This window comes from Burkholderia pulmonis (assembly GCF_984667975.1).
On record NZ_OZ480187.1, the window covers coordinates 2,609,673 to 2,624,995 of the forward strand.

13 protein-coding genes are annotated in these 15,323 nt (G+C 69.5%); 7 read left to right on the forward strand and 6 right to left on the reverse strand.

Features of this window, described 5'->3' with window-relative positions; all coding sequences use genetic code 11:
* Positions 1–60 precede the first annotated feature (60 nt).
* Genes AC5LXK_RS28380 through AC5LXK_RS28390 form a run of 3 tightly spaced genes read left to right on the forward strand, consistent with a single transcriptional unit; the run spans position 61 to position 3,525 of the window.
* The gene (locus AC5LXK_RS28380; protein ID WP_493391959.1) at positions 61–963 is read left to right on the forward strand and encodes an SDR family NAD(P)-dependent oxidoreductase; all 903 of its coding nucleotides are present in this window, start codon (positions 61–63) and stop codon (positions 961–963) included.
* On the forward strand, positions 960–2,534 hold the full coding sequence (locus AC5LXK_RS28385; protein WP_493391960.1) for a flavin-containing monooxygenase: 1,575 nt from the start codon (positions 960–962) through the stop codon (positions 2,532–2,534). The genes AC5LXK_RS28380 and AC5LXK_RS28385 overlap by 4 nt, the downstream gene beginning before the upstream one ends.
* A gap of 7 nt (positions 2,535–2,541) precedes the next feature.
* Positions 2,542–3,525 carry an alpha/beta fold hydrolase gene (locus AC5LXK_RS28390; protein ID WP_493391961.1) on the forward strand — a complete coding sequence of 328 codons (984 nt, stop codon included), beginning with the start codon at positions 2,542–2,544 and terminating at the stop codon, positions 3,523–3,525.
* A gap of 57 nt (positions 3,526–3,582) precedes the next feature.
* Here AC5LXK_RS28390 and AC5LXK_RS28395 read toward each other — a convergent pair whose 3' ends face one another.
* Positions 3,583–3,981 carry a carboxymuconolactone decarboxylase family protein gene (locus AC5LXK_RS28395; RefSeq protein WP_493391962.1) on the reverse strand — a complete coding sequence of 133 codons (399 nt, stop codon included), beginning with the start codon at positions 3,979–3,981 and terminating at the stop codon, positions 3,583–3,585.
* Positions 3,982–4,341: 360 nt separating this feature from the next.
* On the opposite strand from AC5LXK_RS28395, the gene AC5LXK_RS28400 reads away from it, so the two are divergent.
* Together AC5LXK_RS28400 and AC5LXK_RS28405 are read left to right on the forward strand one after the other, a co-directional pair.
* The gene (locus tag AC5LXK_RS28400) at positions 4,342–6,723 is read left to right on the forward strand and encodes a collagen-like triple helix repeat-containing protein (protein WP_493391963.1); all 2,382 of its coding nucleotides are present in this window, start codon (positions 4,342–4,344) and stop codon (positions 6,721–6,723) included.
* Positions 6,724–6,850: 127 nt separating this feature from the next.
* Positions 6,851–8,134, forward strand: coding sequence for an isoprenylcysteine carboxylmethyltransferase family protein (locus tag AC5LXK_RS28405; RefSeq protein WP_493391964.1), 1,284 nt, complete (start codon positions 6,851–6,853; stop codon positions 8,132–8,134).
* Positions 8,135–8,466: 332 nt separating this feature from the next.
* Here AC5LXK_RS28405 and AC5LXK_RS28410 read toward each other — a convergent pair whose 3' ends face one another.
* The gene (locus AC5LXK_RS28410; protein WP_493391965.1) at positions 8,467–8,715 is read right to left on the reverse strand and encodes a hypothetical protein; all 249 of its coding nucleotides are present in this window, start codon (positions 8,713–8,715) and stop codon (positions 8,467–8,469) included.
* Here AC5LXK_RS28410 and AC5LXK_RS28415 point away from each other — a divergent pair.
* Both AC5LXK_RS28415 and AC5LXK_RS28420 read left to right on the forward strand, forming a co-directional pair.
* A complete protein-coding gene (locus AC5LXK_RS28415) occupies positions 8,714–9,382 on the forward strand; it encodes a histone acetyltransferase (protein ID WP_493391966.1) in 669 nt (222 codons plus the stop codon). The genes AC5LXK_RS28410 and AC5LXK_RS28415 overlap by 2 nt on opposite strands.
* A gap of 56 nt (positions 9,383–9,438) precedes the next feature.
* A complete protein-coding gene (locus AC5LXK_RS28420) occupies positions 9,439–10,011 on the forward strand; it encodes an NADPH-dependent FMN reductase (protein ID WP_493391967.1) in 573 nt (190 codons plus the stop codon).
* A 37-nt stretch (positions 10,012–10,048) separates the two neighbouring features.
* Here the strand turns inward: AC5LXK_RS28420 and AC5LXK_RS28425 are convergent, their stop codons facing one another.
* From AC5LXK_RS28425 to AC5LXK_RS28440, 4 genes are read right to left on the reverse strand one after another with little or no spacing between them, the layout of a single operon-like run.
* Positions 10,049–10,675: a DUF2894 domain-containing protein gene (locus AC5LXK_RS28425; protein WP_493391968.1), complete on the reverse strand. Its 627-nt coding sequence runs from the start codon at positions 10,673–10,675 to the stop codon at positions 10,049–10,051.
* On the reverse strand, positions 10,672–11,316 hold the full coding sequence (locus AC5LXK_RS28430; RefSeq protein ID WP_493391969.1) for an OmpA family protein: 645 nt from the start codon (positions 11,314–11,316) through the stop codon (positions 10,672–10,674). The genes AC5LXK_RS28425 and AC5LXK_RS28430 overlap by 4 nt, the downstream gene beginning before the upstream one ends.
* Positions 11,317–11,319: 3 nt before the next feature.
* Positions 11,320–14,367, reverse strand: coding sequence for a DUF802 domain-containing protein (locus tag AC5LXK_RS28435; protein ID WP_493391970.1), 3,048 nt, complete (start codon positions 14,365–14,367; stop codon positions 11,320–11,322).
* Positions 14,368–14,377: 10 nt separating this feature from the next.
* Positions 14,378–15,166 (reverse strand): DUF3348 domain-containing protein, encoded by a 789-nt coding sequence (locus tag AC5LXK_RS28440; protein WP_493391971.1) that lies wholly within the window; start codon positions 15,164–15,166, stop codon positions 14,378–14,380.
* Positions 15,167–15,323 lie beyond the last annotated feature (157 nt).

Consider the following 15,323-nt stretch of genomic DNA (forward strand, 5'->3'; position numbering starts at 1 on the left):
AAGCAACACCACAATAGACGCGCCGCCGGTGCAGCGCAAGCGGAACAGGAGGGACGACGGATGAAGGGGTTTTCCGGCAAGGTCGCCGCGATCACGGGCGCCGGTTCGGGCATGGGCCGCAGCCTCGCGGTCGAGCTCGCGCGGCGCGGCTGCGAGGTCGCGCTCGCGGATGTCAGCGAAGCCGGGCTCGCCGGCACGGCGGCCGCCTGCGCGCAGCACGGCGTGCGCGTGAGCACACGGCGGCTCGACGTCGCCGACCGCGATGCGGTGTTCGCTTGGGCCGATTTCGTCCGCGCCGAGCATGGCAAGGTCAACCTGGTCTTCAACAATGCGGGCGTGTCGCTGGCCGCCAGCGCCGAAACCGCGCGCCTCGCCGATCTCGAATGGATCGTCGGCATCAACTTCTGGGGCGTCGTGCACGGCACGCAGGCGTTCCTGCCGCACCTGCGTGCGTCGGGCGACGGTCATGTCGTCAACACGTCGAGCCTGTTCGGCCTCGTCGCGATGCCGACGCAAAGCGCGTACAACGCGACCAAGTTCGCGGTGCGCGGCTTCACCGAGGCGCTGCGGATGGAACTCGAACTCGACGGCGCGCCGGTGAGCGCGACCTGCGTGCATCCGGGCGGCGTCGCGACGAACATCGTCGACGCGGGCCGCGTCGATACCAGCATCCATGCACTGACGGGCCAGGACGAAGCGACCCATCGCCGCCAGGCGAACCGCCTGATCAACGCCACGACGGCCGCCGCCGCCGCGCGGCAGATCCTCGCCGGCGTCGAGCGCAATGCGCGCCGCGTGCTCGTCGGCGCCGACGCGCGCCGGCTCGACCGGATCGCGCGCCTGCTCGGCGCCGGTTACCAGTGGCTGATGCTGCGCCACGTGCGCCGCGCCCGCGCCCGCAACCTCGAACGCGCGCACGCTCCGGCCGCGCTCCCGACCACGCCGACCAAGGATCCCGCATGACCTCGACGACGACCGATCGGCGCGATGCGCCGCCCGCCCCCGGCGCCCGCAGCAACGGCAACGACCTCGACGTGCTGATCGTCGGCGCCGGCCTGTCCGGCATCGGCGCCGCCTATCACCTGAAGCAGCGCTGCCCGCATGCGAGCGTGGCGATCGTCGAAGCGCGCGACGCGAGCGGCGGCACCTGGGACCTGTTCCGCTATCCGGGCGTCCGTTCGGATTCCGACATGTTCACGCTCGGCTACAGCTTCCGCCCGTGGCACAGCGACAAGGCGATCTCCGACGGCCAGACGATCCTCGACTACATCCGCGACACCGCACGCACCTACGGCATCGACAAGACGATCCGCTACGGCCAGAAGGTCGTCGCGGCGGACTGGGATTCGAACCGCGCGCGCTGGACGGTACGCATCGAGCGCACGCAGGACGGCACGACCGACTCGCTCGTCTACACCTGCCGCTTCCTGTTCATGTGCAGCGGCTACTACGACTACGATGGCGGCTACCTGCCCGACTGGGCGGGCATGGACACGTTCGAAGGCAAGCTCGTGCATCCGCAGCACTGGCCGAAGGACCTGTCGTACGCGAACCGGCGCGTCGTCGTGATCGGCAGCGGCGCGACGGCCGTCACGCTCGTGCCGTCGATGGCGGCCGATGCGCAGCACGTGACGATGCTGCAGCGCTCGCCGACCTACATCGTGTCGCTGCCCGCGCGCGACAAGATCGCGAACGCGCTGCGCCGCGTGCTGCCGTCGCGGCTCGCGCACCGGATCGTGCGCGTGAAGAACGTGCTGCTGACGATCTACCTGTACAACGTGTCGCGCCGCAAGCCCGACCAGACGAAGAAGTTCATCATCCGCGCGGCCAGCAAGCAGCTCGGCCCCGACTTCGACGTCGCGAAGCACCTGACGCCGCGCTACATGCCGTGGGACCAGCGCGTATGCCTCGTGCCGAACGGCGACCTGTTCAAGTCGATCCGTGCGGGCCGCGCGTCGATCGTCACCGACGAGATCGAACGCTTCACGCCGACCGGCCTCAAGCTGAAGAGCGGCCAGCAGCTCGACGCGGACGTGATCGTCACCGCGACCGGGCTGAAGGTGAAGATGCTCGGCGGCGCGCGCGTCACGGTCGACGGCCGCGTGGTCGACCTGCCGGAAACCGTGTCGTACAAGGGCATGATGTACAGCGACGTGCCGAACCTCGCGTCATCGTTCGGCTACACGAATGCATCGTGGACGCTGAAGGCCGAGCTGATCGCGCGCTACGTCTGCCGGCTGCTCAACCACATGCGTGCGAACGACTACGACACGTGCGTGCCGCGGCTCGGCGCCGGCGATCTCGGCGACGTGCCGGCCGTCAACCTGAGCTCGGGCTACATCCAGCGCGCGGCCGGCATCCTGCCGAAGCAGGGGCACCACAAGCCATGGAAATTCCACCAGAACTACGTGCGCGATCTGGCCTCGCTGAAATTCAGCGCGCTCGCCGATTCGGCGATGCATTTCGAACGCCGCGCGAAAACCGGGCCGGCCGCCACGGCGCCGGTTGCCGAACCTGTTCTCGAAACCCGCTGAGGTCGACATGACAACTACGCTCCACCTGATCCAGAACGTGCTGCTCGCCGTCGTCGCGGTGCTCGTCGCGCTCGCACTGTTTTCCGGGTACGTGGCCCGCCGCGTGACGCGCGCGTTTCCGCCCGAAGGCCGCTTCGTCGACATCGGCGGCGACCGCATCCACTACGTCGAATACGGCAGCGGCCCGCCGATCGTGTTCGTCCACGGGCTCGCGGGGCAACTGCGCAACTTCGCGTACCTGCCGCTCGCCCGGCTCGCGCAGCAGCACCGCGTGATCATCATCGACCGCCCGGGCGCCGGCCGCTCGCTGCGCGGCGCAGGCTCGCAGGCAAACGTCTACGCGCAGGCCCGCACGGTCGCCGCGTTCATCGACGCGCTGCGGCTCGACAAGCCCGTGCTGGTCGGCCATTCGCTCGGCGGCGCGATCGCGCTCGCGGTCGGGCTCAACCACACGGACCGCGTAAGCCGGCTCGCGCTGATCGCGCCGCTGTCGCATCAGCAACCCGAACCGCCCGAGCCCTTCAAGCCGCTGATGCTGCCGTCGCCGCTCGTGCGCCGCTTCGTGTCGTGGACTTTCGCGATTCCGCTGACGATCCTGACCGGGCGCAAGGCCGTACGCCAGGTGTTCGCGCCGGAAGACGTGCCGCGCGACTTCCCGGTCAAGGGCGGCGGCCTGCTCGGGATGCGCCCGCACGTGTTCTATGCAACCGCGACGGACCTGCTGTCGGCGCCCGTCGACCTGCCCGCGATGGAGCGCCGCTATGCGGATCTCGCACTGCCGGTCGACGTGCTGTACGGCCGCGCCGACCCGATCCTGAACTGGCGCGAGCATGGCGAAGCGCTCGCGCAGAAGTCGGCGCGCGTGCGGCTGAAAGTGGTCGAGGGCGGGCACATGCTGCCGGTCACGATTCCCGATGCGACGGCCGACTGGCTGCTCGAAGTCGCGGCCGCGCCGGCCGAGGTAGCCGCGCCGACGGCACGCATCGCGTAAGCCGCAACAGCGAAACCGGGCCTGATTCCGTGCCGTGCCGCCGGCACCGCGGCGGAATCAGGCTTCGTCGTCGGGTACCGACAGCCCGAGATCCGATATCACCTCGCGCGCGCTGCGGAATGCCTCGACGGCGGCCGGGGCCCCCGCGTACAGCGCGCTGTGCAGCAAGACCTCGCGGATTTCGACGAGGCTCGCGCCGTTGTTGAGCGCGCCGCGAATGTGCCCCTTCAGCTCCGAGCTGCGACCGAGCGCCGCCAGCATCGCGCACGTGCACAGGCTGCGCGTCTTCAGGTCGATCCCGCCCCGTTGCCACGTGCTGCCCCATGCATGTTCGTTCAGCCAGTTCTGCAACGGTCGCGAAAATCCGTCGAGATCGCGCATCGCGCGCTCGACGAACGCCTCGCCCATCACGTCGATCCGCCGCGCCTTGCCGTACTCCCTGTCCTGTTCGCTCATGTCGGTGTCCTGGTTGGTGTCGTGGCCGCTTCGGCGCCGCCGGCGGCCGGGGGATGTCGCGCCATGTTCACGGGGCCGGCGCGTTTCGTCAAAGATGCGGCTCTCGGTTGGCCGCCGCTCGCCTCACGCGATGTCAAACGCTACGTAACATCCGGCCGCGCGTTACGGCGGCTTACGGGAACATCGCGACGGCCGCGCCGTCGCACCGTACGTGCCCGTCGCGTGAAACCGTTGTTACTCCGTTTAAATCGCGCCGATATTCCCGATTCCTGCAACAAATCACGACACCGTTTCGGGAAACCTGCCGTGGCGCGGAATTTGCAGAGAAGGTCTGGACACACTTCCAATGTCGAGGCCAACATGCACAATCTCTTCAAGAAGACGACGGTAACGATGGCCGTCTCGTCACTGCTCGCACTGTACGGCTGCGGCTCGGTCGATGGACCGACGACCCCACCGACGATCAAGCCGAGCACGTCCGGGACAGGCGGCAGTTCGGGGACTTCCGGAACGTCGGGCGGCGGGACGTCGGGGACGTCGGGTGGCGGTAGTTCGGGTACGTCGGGCACTTCCGGCACGTCGGGTACTTCCGGTACCTCGGGTACTTCCGGTACCTCGGGTACTTCCGGTACGTCGGGCACCTCCGGTACGTCGGGCACCTCCGGTACGTCGGGCACCTCCGGTACGTCGGGTACTTCCGGTACGTCGGGCACCTCCGGTACCTCGGGTACTTCAGGTACGTCGGGCACCTCCGGTACGTCGGGTACTTCCGGCACGTCGGGTACTTCCGGCACGTCGGGCACCTCCGGTACGTCGGGTACTTCAGGTACGTCGGGCACTTCAGGTACGTCGGGCACTTCCGGTACGTCGGGCACTTCCGGTACGTCGGGCACTTCCGGTACGTCGGGCACTTCCGGTACGTCGGGTACTTCCGGCACGTCCGGCACCTCGGGCACTTCCGGTACGTCTGGCACTTCCGGCACGTCGGGTACTTCCGGCACGTCGGGCACTTCCGGCACGTCGGGTACTTCCGGTACCTCGGGCACTTCCGGTACCTCGGGTACTTCCGGTACCTCGGGTACTTCCGGTACCTCGGGTACTTCCGGTACGTCCGGCACCTCCGGCACCTCGGGCACCTCCGGTACGTCGGGCACTTCCGGTACCTCGGGTACTTCCGGTACGTCCGGCACCTCCGGCACCTCGGGCACCTCCGGTACGTCGGGCACTTCCGGTACCTCGGGTACTTCCGGTACCTCGGGTACTTCCGGCACCTCGGGTACTTCCGGCACCTCCGGCACCTCCGGCACGTCGGGCACTTCCGGCACCTCGGGCACGTCGGGCACGTCGGGCACTTCCGGCACCTCGGGCACGTCCGGCACGTCCGGCACCTCGGGCACCGGCGTCACCCCGCTCGGCAATGTCCTCCAGAAATCCGGAAACCTCGTGACGGCAGTCGGCACGACGGTCGCGAACGGTGGCTCACAGATCGGCGGCGTGCAGATCCCCGGCACGAACCCGACGACGGCAACGAGCATCGGCAACGCAGTCACGAGCCTCGGTAACGGCGTGCAGTCGCTCGGCAACGGCGTCGCGGCCGGCCTCGGCTCGATCGGCGTGTCGGCGAACCCGCTCGGGCCGACGCTGACGTCGACCACCGGCCTGCTGACCGGCGCCGGCGGCGCGGTCAACAACCTCGGCAACGCGGTGAAGAGCCTCGGCTCGGGCCCGCTGTCGCCGCTGTCCCCGGTCACGACGCTCGTCGGCGATCTGGTCAACACCGTCGGCGGCGCCGTCAACTCGACGGCGTCGGGCCTCAACACGGCACTGAACAGCTCGCCGGTCCAGCAGCTCGAGACGCAGGTAGGCAAGGTGATCAATCCGATCACGAACACGCTGACCGGCGGAGTCACGACGCCCGGCGCCACGCAGACACTCGGCAGCGTGACGCTGCTCGGCACGCCGCTCAACGGCCTGCTCAGCGCGCTCGGCAATGGCCTCGCGCTCGCCGGCACGAAGGTCGGCGGCGCCACCGACAACCCGCTCGGCGCGGGCCTCGGCGGTGTGGTGGCACAACTCGGCAACACGGTGACGTCGACCGGCGGCCTCGTCCACGACAACAATGCGGGCAGCTCCAGCAGCGGCACGGGCGGCAGCAACCCGCTCGCCCCGATCACGGGCCTGCTCGGCACGCTGACGGGCGGGCTCGGCGGCGGCAGCTCGAGCGGTTCGGGCGGCACCAGCGGCACGAGCGGCGGCCCGCTCGGCCCCGTCACCGGCCTGCTCGGCTCGCTGACGGGTGCGCTCGGCGGTATCGGTTCGAGCGGCACGGGCGGGACGAGCGGTACCGGCGGCACCAGCGGCACCGGTGGCGCGGGTATCGGCGGCCTGCTGTCGCCGGTCACCAACCTCGTCAACTCGCTGACGCCGCTCGGTGCCAGCCTCACCGGCACCGTCACGACGCCGGGCGGCAACGTGACCGGCACGCTCGGCGGCCTGCTGACGAGCGGCCCGGTCGGCTCGCTCACGGGCGCGCTGACGACGCCGGCCGGCTCGGCCGGCGCCGCCGGCACGGTCAGCCCCGGCGCCGCAACCGGCACGGTGACGACACCGTCCGGCAGCGGCACCGTGGCCGCCGGCCTGACCGGCAGTTCGAACGGTGGCGCCGCGGGCGGTGCCGGCAACCTGCTGTCGCCGGTGACCAACCTGCTCGGCGGTCTGCTGGGCGGCGGCACCAAGAAGTAAGCCTTAACGCATCACGTATCAGAACGACAGGCCAATGGCCGGGCGCGCATCCATACCAAGCCCGGCCGACGGCCGGCGTCACCCGCCAAGCGAGGACGCCGGCCCTCATCCCTACGAGGATCCGATCATGAATTCCACGCTCGACGGCATCGTCGCTGCCCAGGACCGCCCACCCCGTTCCGCCACGCCCTTCCGCGCCGGCCTGCTCGGCATCACGGCCGGACTCTTCGCGCTGTGGATCACGCGCGACCATCCGACGCTCGACGCGGCCACGCGCGCAGTCATCGCCAGCCTCGCGATCATCGGCACGATCGCGCTGCACGAAATCTTCATCTCGCGCGTCTACCTGCGCCCGAGCGCGGGGCTGTCGCGGCAAGCCGTCCGGCCGCTGGCCATCGCGCGCGTCGCGACGCGGCTGGGTGCGCTGACGTCCGTCTACGCGGGCATCGGCGTCATCTACTGGCTGCTGCCCGAATATCACGGCGCGTTCTACCTGCCGTTCTGGTCGCTGCTGCGCTCGCTCGCACCGTACGTGATCGTCGCCGCGCCGTTCTACTTCGCGTGGATGGACCGTCACCAGCGCGAGACCGACGACGCATACCTGCTGTGGGGCCGCTTCCTGTTCCGCCGCGAGCAGCCCGCGAGCTGGAAGCCGGTGCGCGAGATGCTGGCCGGCTGGGGCGTGAAGGCGTTCTTCCTGCCGCTGATGACTGTCTACCTGTCGAAGGACGCCGATCACCTGAGCGCGTCGCTCGCGAACGCGATGCACGCGCCGATGACGATCGCGGCCTTCGTGTTCATGTACGACCTGTCGTTCACGATGGACCTGATGTTCGGCACCGTCGGCTATCTGTGCACGTTCCGCATCCTCGACAGCCACGTGCGCACCGTCGAGCCGACGACGCTCGGCTGGGTGGCCGCGCTGATCTGCTACCAGCCGTTCTGGTCGCTGATCTCGAACAACTACATCCGCTACGAAGGCTCGATATTCTGGGACAACTGGCTGCTGTCGGCGCCGACGCTGCGCGTGATCTGGGGCGCGGTGATCATCCTGCTGCTGCTGACCTACGCGCTGTGCACGATCTCGTTCGGGCTGCGGTTCTCGAACCTGACCAATCGCGGGATCATCACGTCGGGTCCGTACCGCTTCACGAAGCATCCGGCGTACATCACGAAGAACCTGTCGTACTGGATGGTGTCGGTGCCGTTCGTCGAGCCGCTCGGCTGGCAGATCGGGCTCATGCACTGCGCCGGGCTCGTCGCGGTCAACCTGATCTACTACACGCGTGCGAAGACGGAAGAACGCCACCTGATGCGCGATCCCGACTATCGCGCCTATGCCGAATGGGTCGCGCAGCACGGGCTGTTCGCGCGGATCCGGCAAGCGTTCGGGGGGCGGCAGGCTGCGTGACGTCTCCGGCTGCGACCGGTACCGGGGCAGCGGTGCACGCCGCTCCGGTCGTCGCACGGGTAGCGACCTCGCGCTGACGACGAACGCGCCACGCCCACCTTCCACCGCCTGACGGCTTGTGTTTGCCCGCATCGCCGAACACATCGACGCACGGCCCCTTGCGGCCAATTGTCGCGAAACACCGCGATTCCCCGCTTTTCGTCGCTTTTCTCCGCCTGTCTGATTGCCGCCCCCCGGCACCTCGCGTATGGTGCTGGCCGTCCGCGCACGATCCGTCGCGTTGACACCCGACCGTCGTCCCGCACGACGGCCGTGCGGGCCGTGCCCGCCGCTCACCGTCTCCGCGATGCCGCCCGCCGGCGCCGCGCATTCATGAGGAAAGAGGCGTGATCCACAAAGTCCTGATCCTGTTCGCTCTCTGCATCGCGGGCCTCGCCGCGATCGCCGCCGGTTTCCAGCACATCCCCAGCTGATTCGCGGCCCCGGCTCGCTTCGCCGAGCCCGGGGGCCGCACCCATTCCTGTTCCCTTTTTGCGATGAACCTCTTTCTCGAACCGCCCGGGACGGGCGACCTTTGCCATGCGTATCGACGTACAGCATTCCCAGCACGACATCGACGACGAACTCGACACACTTTATAAGCGCCTCCACCAGCCGGGCCATCGCCTGCACGGCCTGCCTGCCGTCGCGCTCGGCGGCTCGGGCCTGATCGTCCGCCATCGCGAAGCGGACGGCGAATATTTCCTGTACGTCGAGGATCCGGCCGCGCGCCAGCTCGCCGGCTACACGGTGTTCAACCGCCTGCCCGAAATCCCGCGCCGCGCCGACCGCTACCTGCGCGCCCCGCATACGCGGCTGCGCGGCTCCGCGCAACGCAAGGGCCTCGCGACGACGCTGTACCGCTGGGGGCTCGACGCGGGGCTCTGCCTGATCAGCGGCGCGCGCCAGTCGGTCGGCGCCGCGCAGCTGTGGACGGCGCTCGCGCAGGATTACCGGCACGGCTTCGTCGATGTCGAAGGCCGCGCGCTGCGCTATCTCGGCGAGACCGTCGCCGACGACGTGCACGGTGCGCTGCATACGCGGCGGCTATTGCTCGGCCATGGATGGACGATGGCGGAATTCGCGCGGGCGGCCGGGATGAGCGCCGTGGAATCGGCTCGATGCGATTCCACGGCGATGTTCGACGCGTTCCACCCGGTCGCAAGCGTCAGCTACGCACGCTACGCCGTCCCGACGCCGATGCGATAATCCGTCCGGACCGCGCGACGCGGCTGCGCTCCGCGCGCCAACCGAAACGCCCTTCGATGACCACCGATCCCCGAACCGACGTCGAGCGCCGCATCGACATCGTCGCGCTGTGCGGCAGCCTCCGCGCGCAGTCGTACAACGCCGCGCTGCTCGACGCAGCCGCACTCGTTGCCCCGCGCGGCATGCATATCGTGCGCTTCGATCGTCTCGGCGAATTCCCGCTGTTCAATCCCGATGCCGAATACCCGTCGCCGGCGCCGGTGCAAGACCTGATCGAGCGCCTGAACGCGGCCGACGGCATGCTGATCGCCAGCCCGGAATACGCGCACGGCGTAACGGGCGTCATGAAGAACGCGCTGGACTGGGTCGTGGGATGCGAAGCGGTCGTGTACAAACCGGTCGCCGTGCTGAATGCGTCGCCGCGCGCAACGCATGCGGACGCGGCTCTGCGGGAAACGCTGTCGGTGATGTCGGCGCACATCGTCGAGCCCGCGTCGATCGCGCTGCCGATCCTCGGGAGCCAGCTCGACGCGGCGGGCATCGCCGCGCATCCGTCGTTCGCGGCGGCACTCGCCGACGCGTTGCACGCACTGCGCGCGGCGATCGACGACACGGCACCACGCCGGTAGACGACCGGCCCGCCTGATGAACGCGCGCGGTGCAGCGTTATCGCGCCTTGGCGCGCGTCACCTTCTTCGCCGGCCTGGTCGCCTTCGCGCGCGGCGCTTCCTTCTCGGGCTGCGCGCCGCCGCCTGCCAGATCCTCGAGCCACGCGAGCGCATCGACGTACGACAGGAACTGCTGCAGGTATTCCGGCGACAGTTCGCGCATCGTCGCGAGCGACCGGTGCACGAGGCTGTTCGAGTTGAGTGGCCCTGCATTGCGCGGCACCTGGTCGAACGACTGACGGTATTGCTGTTCCGTGCGGACTTTCGACCACATCGTGCGGAAGTAGTCGACCAGCTCGGGATCGAGCCCGCGCCGGTCGGCCTGCGCATCACGAGCCAGCCGTTCGACGAGCGCCGCGAGCGCGCCGCGTGCGGGCGCACCGGTCGCGGTTTCCGCCGTCGCGCGCGAGGTGCCGGCTTCGTCGGCCCGTGCAACGATCTCCGCAAAACCTTCGATCAGCGTCGCCAGCCGCGCGTCGAGCAATGCGCGTGCGCCGCCATCGAGCCCGGCTGCGCGCCGCTCAAGCGCGTCGATCCGGTGAAAGCGCACGGGGTCGAGCCGGTCGGCACCCCGCTCGCGCCATGCGTCGAGCGTCGCGCGCACGTGCGTCGCGTCGCCCGTCACTTCGCCTGCCCTCCGTTCGATGCCGACTTGCGCGGCACCGGCGCGATCTCCACGCGGCGGTTCTTCGCGCGGCCTTCATCGTCCGCATTTGAGCTGACCGGCTGTTCGGAGCCGAACGCGGCCGCGAACACCGACGACGCCCGCACGCCGGCATCGATCAGTGCACGCGTGACCGTCAGCGCGCGCTTGGCCGAAAGTTCCCAGTTGTCCGCGAACTGGCGGTTGCCGGCATGCACCTGCTGGTCGTCCGCGAAGCCGCTGATCATCAGGATCTCGTCGCGCGTCTTCAGGTACGTGGCCAGCGGGACGGCCAGTGTCTTCAGCAGGTCGCGGCCCGCCGGCTGCAACTGGTCGGAGTTCAATGCGAACAGCACGTTGCCGCTGATGCCGATGCGGCCGTTCACGAGCGTCACGCGGCCGGCCGCGAGCGGGCCAGCGAGCGCCTGTTCGAGCGACTTGCGCTGCTGCGCTTCGAGCTGCCGCGCACGCACGGCTTCCTCGAGCTTCGACGTGAGCTGAAGCTGCATGCCGATCACGCCGACGAGAATCAGCACGAACGCGCCGAGCAGCACCGACATCAGGTCGGCGAACGCAGGCCATACCGGCGCCGATTGCGCGCCGCCGTCGATTTCGTCGTGCATGCGTTACGCTCCGACGGGCGCGCGCCGGCCGGCGAGCTGCTGCATGTCTTCGACGATCTGCTTCTGCGACATCACGCTCAGGTCGATCACCTCGCGCGCCTGTGCGACGTAGTACTCGAGCTGCTCGTCGCTGCGCGCGAGCGATTTCTCGAGCGCGGCCTCGATGCGCTGCAGATGGGTCAGCAGCTTGTCGTTCGATTCGCCGAACACCTGCACGGCCATCCCGAATGCATCGCCGAGGCTCGCCACTTCGACGGCGCCGGCCGTGACCTGCGCGGCCACCGAGTCGAGCTTGCGCGTTTCGGCATCGACGGTGTCGTTGAAGCGCGCGCCGACGCGGTCGAGCAGGTCGGCCGACGTGCTGACGAGCGCGTCGATCGCGGTACGCTGTTCGGTCGACGCGTGGTTGACCGCGCCGAGCAGCGTTTCGAGCGTCGCGAGCAGGCGGCTGCGCTCCTCGAGCGTCGCGGTGTCGCGCACCATGCTGTCGGACAGGCGCTGGCGCAGCTCGGCGACGACGTCGGCCGCGGCCTTCGGCGCTTCCGACGCGGCCTGCACGAGGCGCGCGATCTCGTTGATCGTATCGCTCGCGTGCACCTGCGCCTGCGCGGTGATGTCGTTCGCGGTGCGGGTCAGCGTGTCGCAGATGTCCTGCTGGCGCGTCGCGGCCTGCGCACTCGTCTGCGCCCATTCGTCGCGCAGTGCGGCCGCCATCGCGGCGAGCGAATCGTTCCATGCGGACAGGCGGGCTTCGTCGCGTACGGCCAGTTGCGATTGCAGGCCGGCGTGCGAATCGCGGATCGTTGTCAGCAGGTCGTTCGAACGTTGTTCGAACGTCGACGCCTGGGCGGCGAGGTCGCGCGTCGTTTGCGCGAGTGCGTCGCAGATGTCCTGCTGGCGGCCGGCGCTGTGCACGCCTGCGCGCTGCCATTCGTCGCCGAGTTTCGTCGCCATCGCGGCCAGCGAATCGTTCCAGGCCGACAAACGTTCTTCGTCGCGCGCCGCGAGCTGCGATTGCAGGCCCGTGTGCGAATCGCGAATCGTCGACAGCAAATCGTTCGAGCGTTGTTCGAACGTCGACGCCTGCGTGCTCAGATCGCGCGTCGTTTGCGCGAGTGCGTCGCAAATGTCCTGCTGACGGCCGGCGCTGTGCACACCCGCGCGCTGCCATTCGTCGCCGAGCTTCGTCGCCATCGTGGCCAGCGAATCGTTCCAGGCCGACAAACGTTCTTCGTCGCGCGCCGCGAGCTGCGATTGCAGGCCCGTGTGCGAATCGCGAATCGTCGACAGCAAATCGTTCGAGCGTTGTTCGAACGTCGAGGCCTGCGCGGTGAGGTCTCGCGTCGTTTGCGCGAGTGCGTCGCAAATGTCCTGCTGACGGCCGGCGCTGTGTACACCCGCGCGCTGCCATTCGTCGCCGAGCTTCGTCGCCATCGTGGCCAGCGAATCGTTCCATGCCGACAAACGTTCTTCGTCGCGAGCGGCGAGCTGCGATTGCAGGCCCGTGTGCGAATCGCGAATCGTCGACAGCAGATCGCTCGAACGTTGTTCGAACGTCGACGCCTGCGCGGTGAGGTCGCGCGTCGTCTGGGCGAGTGCATCGCAGATCTCCTGCTGACGGCCTGCACTATGCACGCCCGCGCGCTGCCATTCGTCGCCGAGCTTCGTGGCCATCGCGGTCAGCGAATCGTTCCATGCCGACAGGCGTGCCTCGTCGCGCGCGGCCAGTTCGGTCTGCAGCCCGGCGTGCGATTCGCGCATCGCGGCGAGCGTCGCGCCCGAATGGCGTTCGAACGTCGCGGCGGCTTCGCCGAGCGCACGCGCGTGCTGGCCGGCCAGCGTCTCGCCGACCTGCTCCTGGCGCGCCAGCGCATCGCGCCACGCGTCCGACAGGCGGCCTTCGGTCGATTCGAGGCGCGTCGCGACGCCCTCGAGCAAATCCGTCGAACGCTGCGCAAAGGTATCGGTGAACTGGCCGAGCGTCGTCCGCAACTGCTGCGCGACGGCGTCGCCCGCCTGACGTTGCTCGTCGATCGCGCGGTTCCAGGTGGCCGTCACGTTGCCGGTGGATTTTTCGAAGCCGTCCGTCAGCCCGTCGAGCTGGCGCTGCACGGCGCCCGTCACGGTGTCGCGCAGCGCAGCCATTTCCTGCGCGAGCCCCGTCATCGTCGCGGCAACGACCGGCTGCAGCGCGGCACCGGCCACGCGTGCGCTTTCGGCCGCGCTTTCCTTCAGCGCGTCGCCGACGTTCGACGCGAGGCCTGCGTACGCGCGCTCGGTCCGGTCGAAAAACGCCTGCTGGCTTTCGAGCTGACGGTCGTGCAGCGCGACGCTACGCGCTTCGAGCGTCGTCATCATCGTCTGCAGCCGGTCGACCAGCGCCGGCATCACGTCGGCCTGGCGCTGCAGCAGCCGGAACGATTCGTCGCGCTGGTGCGCGGACGAATGCACGCGCAGCGTCGTCGCGATCTTCGCGTCGAGCAATTGGGCCGCGTCGATGCGCTCGCGGCGCACCAGCGCGGACAGCAACCCGAGCATCGCGGACGTCGCGACACCGGCGATCGACGTGCCGAACGCGAACCCGAGGCCCTTCACCGGCGCGATCAGCGACGCGCGGATCGCGTCGAGATCGGTCGCGCTTTCGAGCGCGGCGCCCGTGCCCTTCAGCGTCACGACCATCCCGAGCAGCGTGCCGAGCATGCCGAGCAGCACCAGCAGGCCGACGAGGTAAGGCGTGAGCGCCGGGCCGGGCAGCGCGACGCGCGCGCCTTCGACCCGCGCACGCACGGCGCCGCGCAGGCCCGGGTGCAGCGTGTCGAGCCACGTGTCGAGCTTCGCGGGCGGCTCGGCCAGGCCGGCGACCGCGCGCGACAGCGTGGCGGTCGCCTGGCGGTAGCGCAGCAGCTCCCATGCGCCGGCGACGTAGCACGCGCCGATCAGCAGCGTGACGGCGGACGCCAGCGGGTTCGACGCGGCATAGCCGACACCGATCCAGCCCACTGCGAGCAGACCGGCGACGAAGACAACGAGATCAAGGCGAATTCTGGACATAGCGTGTTGATTAGCAGGTGCGAAGGGCTGCGAGCAGCCCGTCTACCGTTTGAAACCGGACTTCGAGTTCGGCAAGCAGGATGCTTTGCATCTCGTCGCGAAACGTATCGAGCCATGCGCCGGGCACGATTGCCGCGACGGACGTGGTGTCGGGCAGCGCGCCATCGCCAGCCGGATCGGCCGGGTCGGCGGCGTCGGCGGCGGCTGCCGCAGCGGATTCTGCGTCGGCCAGCGCCTGCCGCTCCGCGTCGCGCAGCCGGCCGAAACGCGTGCCGAGCAGCGCGGGCACGGCCGACAGCAGGCTGCGCTCGCGCGCGCCGAGCACGCGCTCCATGATCGTGTCGAGCGTCGCGAGCCGCGCCATCCCGGACGAGCGCGCGGCGAGCGCGACCCGCAGGCGGCCGCGCAACTGGCCGATCGCCGTTTCCATGTCCTGCTGCAGCGTCAGATAACGCTGGCGGAAATCCGCGAAATCGGCCGTGTCGGCCGCCGGCGGCGGCAGGTCGCCCGGCCGGCGCCGCGTACGCGGCCGGTTGGTCGCCGTGATCGCCTGCGCGAGGTCGTGACGCACGCGCGCGCAGTCGCGTTCCCCGTCATAGCCGCGCACGCCGGCCGCGACGCCCGGCGGGCTCGCATTCAGCGCGGACGACAGCGTGATCGCGTCGGTCCAGCCGAGCCACTGGCTCAGCCGGTCGGACAACGTCTGCCGGGATTCCGCGACATCGGCGTCGGCCAGGCGCGCGAGCAGCCGGACGAGCGTCGGGCCGGTCAGCGCCGGGCGCGGAGGTGCTTGCACCATGCTGCAAACCGTCAAAAAAGGCAGCAGTTTACACGTCGTCGGGAGGTCGACCGCCAGAATCGGGGAAGCGGCGCCGTCCGGCACGCCGTGCGACACGCGCGAACGCCCGCCGCGCAAGGCTCGGCGGGCGGTGGCGGGTCGTCCGGAACGGGGGGCG

Excerpts from the sequence above, each read along its gene's own strand:
- AC5LXK_RS28420 (WP_493391967.1), top strand. The coding sequence starts at position 9,439 with ATGACCACCGATCCCCGAACCGACGTCGAGCGCCGCATCGACATCGTC.
- AC5LXK_RS28390 (WP_493391961.1), top strand. The coding sequence starts at position 2,542 with ATGACAACTACGCTCCACCTGATCCAGAACGTGCTGCTCGCCGTCGTC.
- AC5LXK_RS28435 (WP_493391970.1), bottom strand. The coding sequence starts at position 14,367 with ATGTCCAGAATTCGCCTTGATCTCGTTGTCTTCGTCGCCGGTCTGCTC.
- AC5LXK_RS28440 (WP_493391971.1), bottom strand. The coding sequence starts at position 15,166 with ATGGTGCAAGCACCTCCGCGCCCGGCGCTGACCGGCCCGACGCTCGTC.
- AC5LXK_RS28380 (WP_493391959.1), top strand. The coding sequence starts at position 61 with ATGAAGGGGTTTTCCGGCAAGGTCGCCGCGATCACGGGCGCCGGTTCG.
- AC5LXK_RS28430 (WP_493391969.1), bottom strand. The coding sequence starts at position 11,316 with ATGCACGACGAAATCGACGGCGGCGCGCAATCGGCGCCGGTATGGCCT.
- AC5LXK_RS28405 (WP_493391964.1), top strand. The coding sequence starts at position 6,851 with ATGAATTCCACGCTCGACGGCATCGTCGCTGCCCAGGACCGCCCACCC.
- AC5LXK_RS28415 (WP_493391966.1), top strand. The coding sequence starts at position 8,714 with ATGCGTATCGACGTACAGCATTCCCAGCACGACATCGACGACGAACTC.
- AC5LXK_RS28385 (WP_493391960.1), top strand. The coding sequence starts at position 960 with ATGACCTCGACGACGACCGATCGGCGCGATGCGCCGCCCGCCCCCGGC.
- AC5LXK_RS28400 (WP_493391963.1), top strand. The coding sequence starts at position 4,342 with ATGCACAATCTCTTCAAGAAGACGACGGTAACGATGGCCGTCTCGTCA.
- AC5LXK_RS28395 (WP_493391962.1), bottom strand. The coding sequence starts at position 3,981 with ATGAGCGAACAGGACAGGGAGTACGGCAAGGCGCGGCGGATCGACGTG.
- AC5LXK_RS28410 (WP_493391965.1), bottom strand. The coding sequence starts at position 8,715 with ATGGCAAAGGTCGCCCGTCCCGGGCGGTTCGAGAAAGAGGTTCATCGC.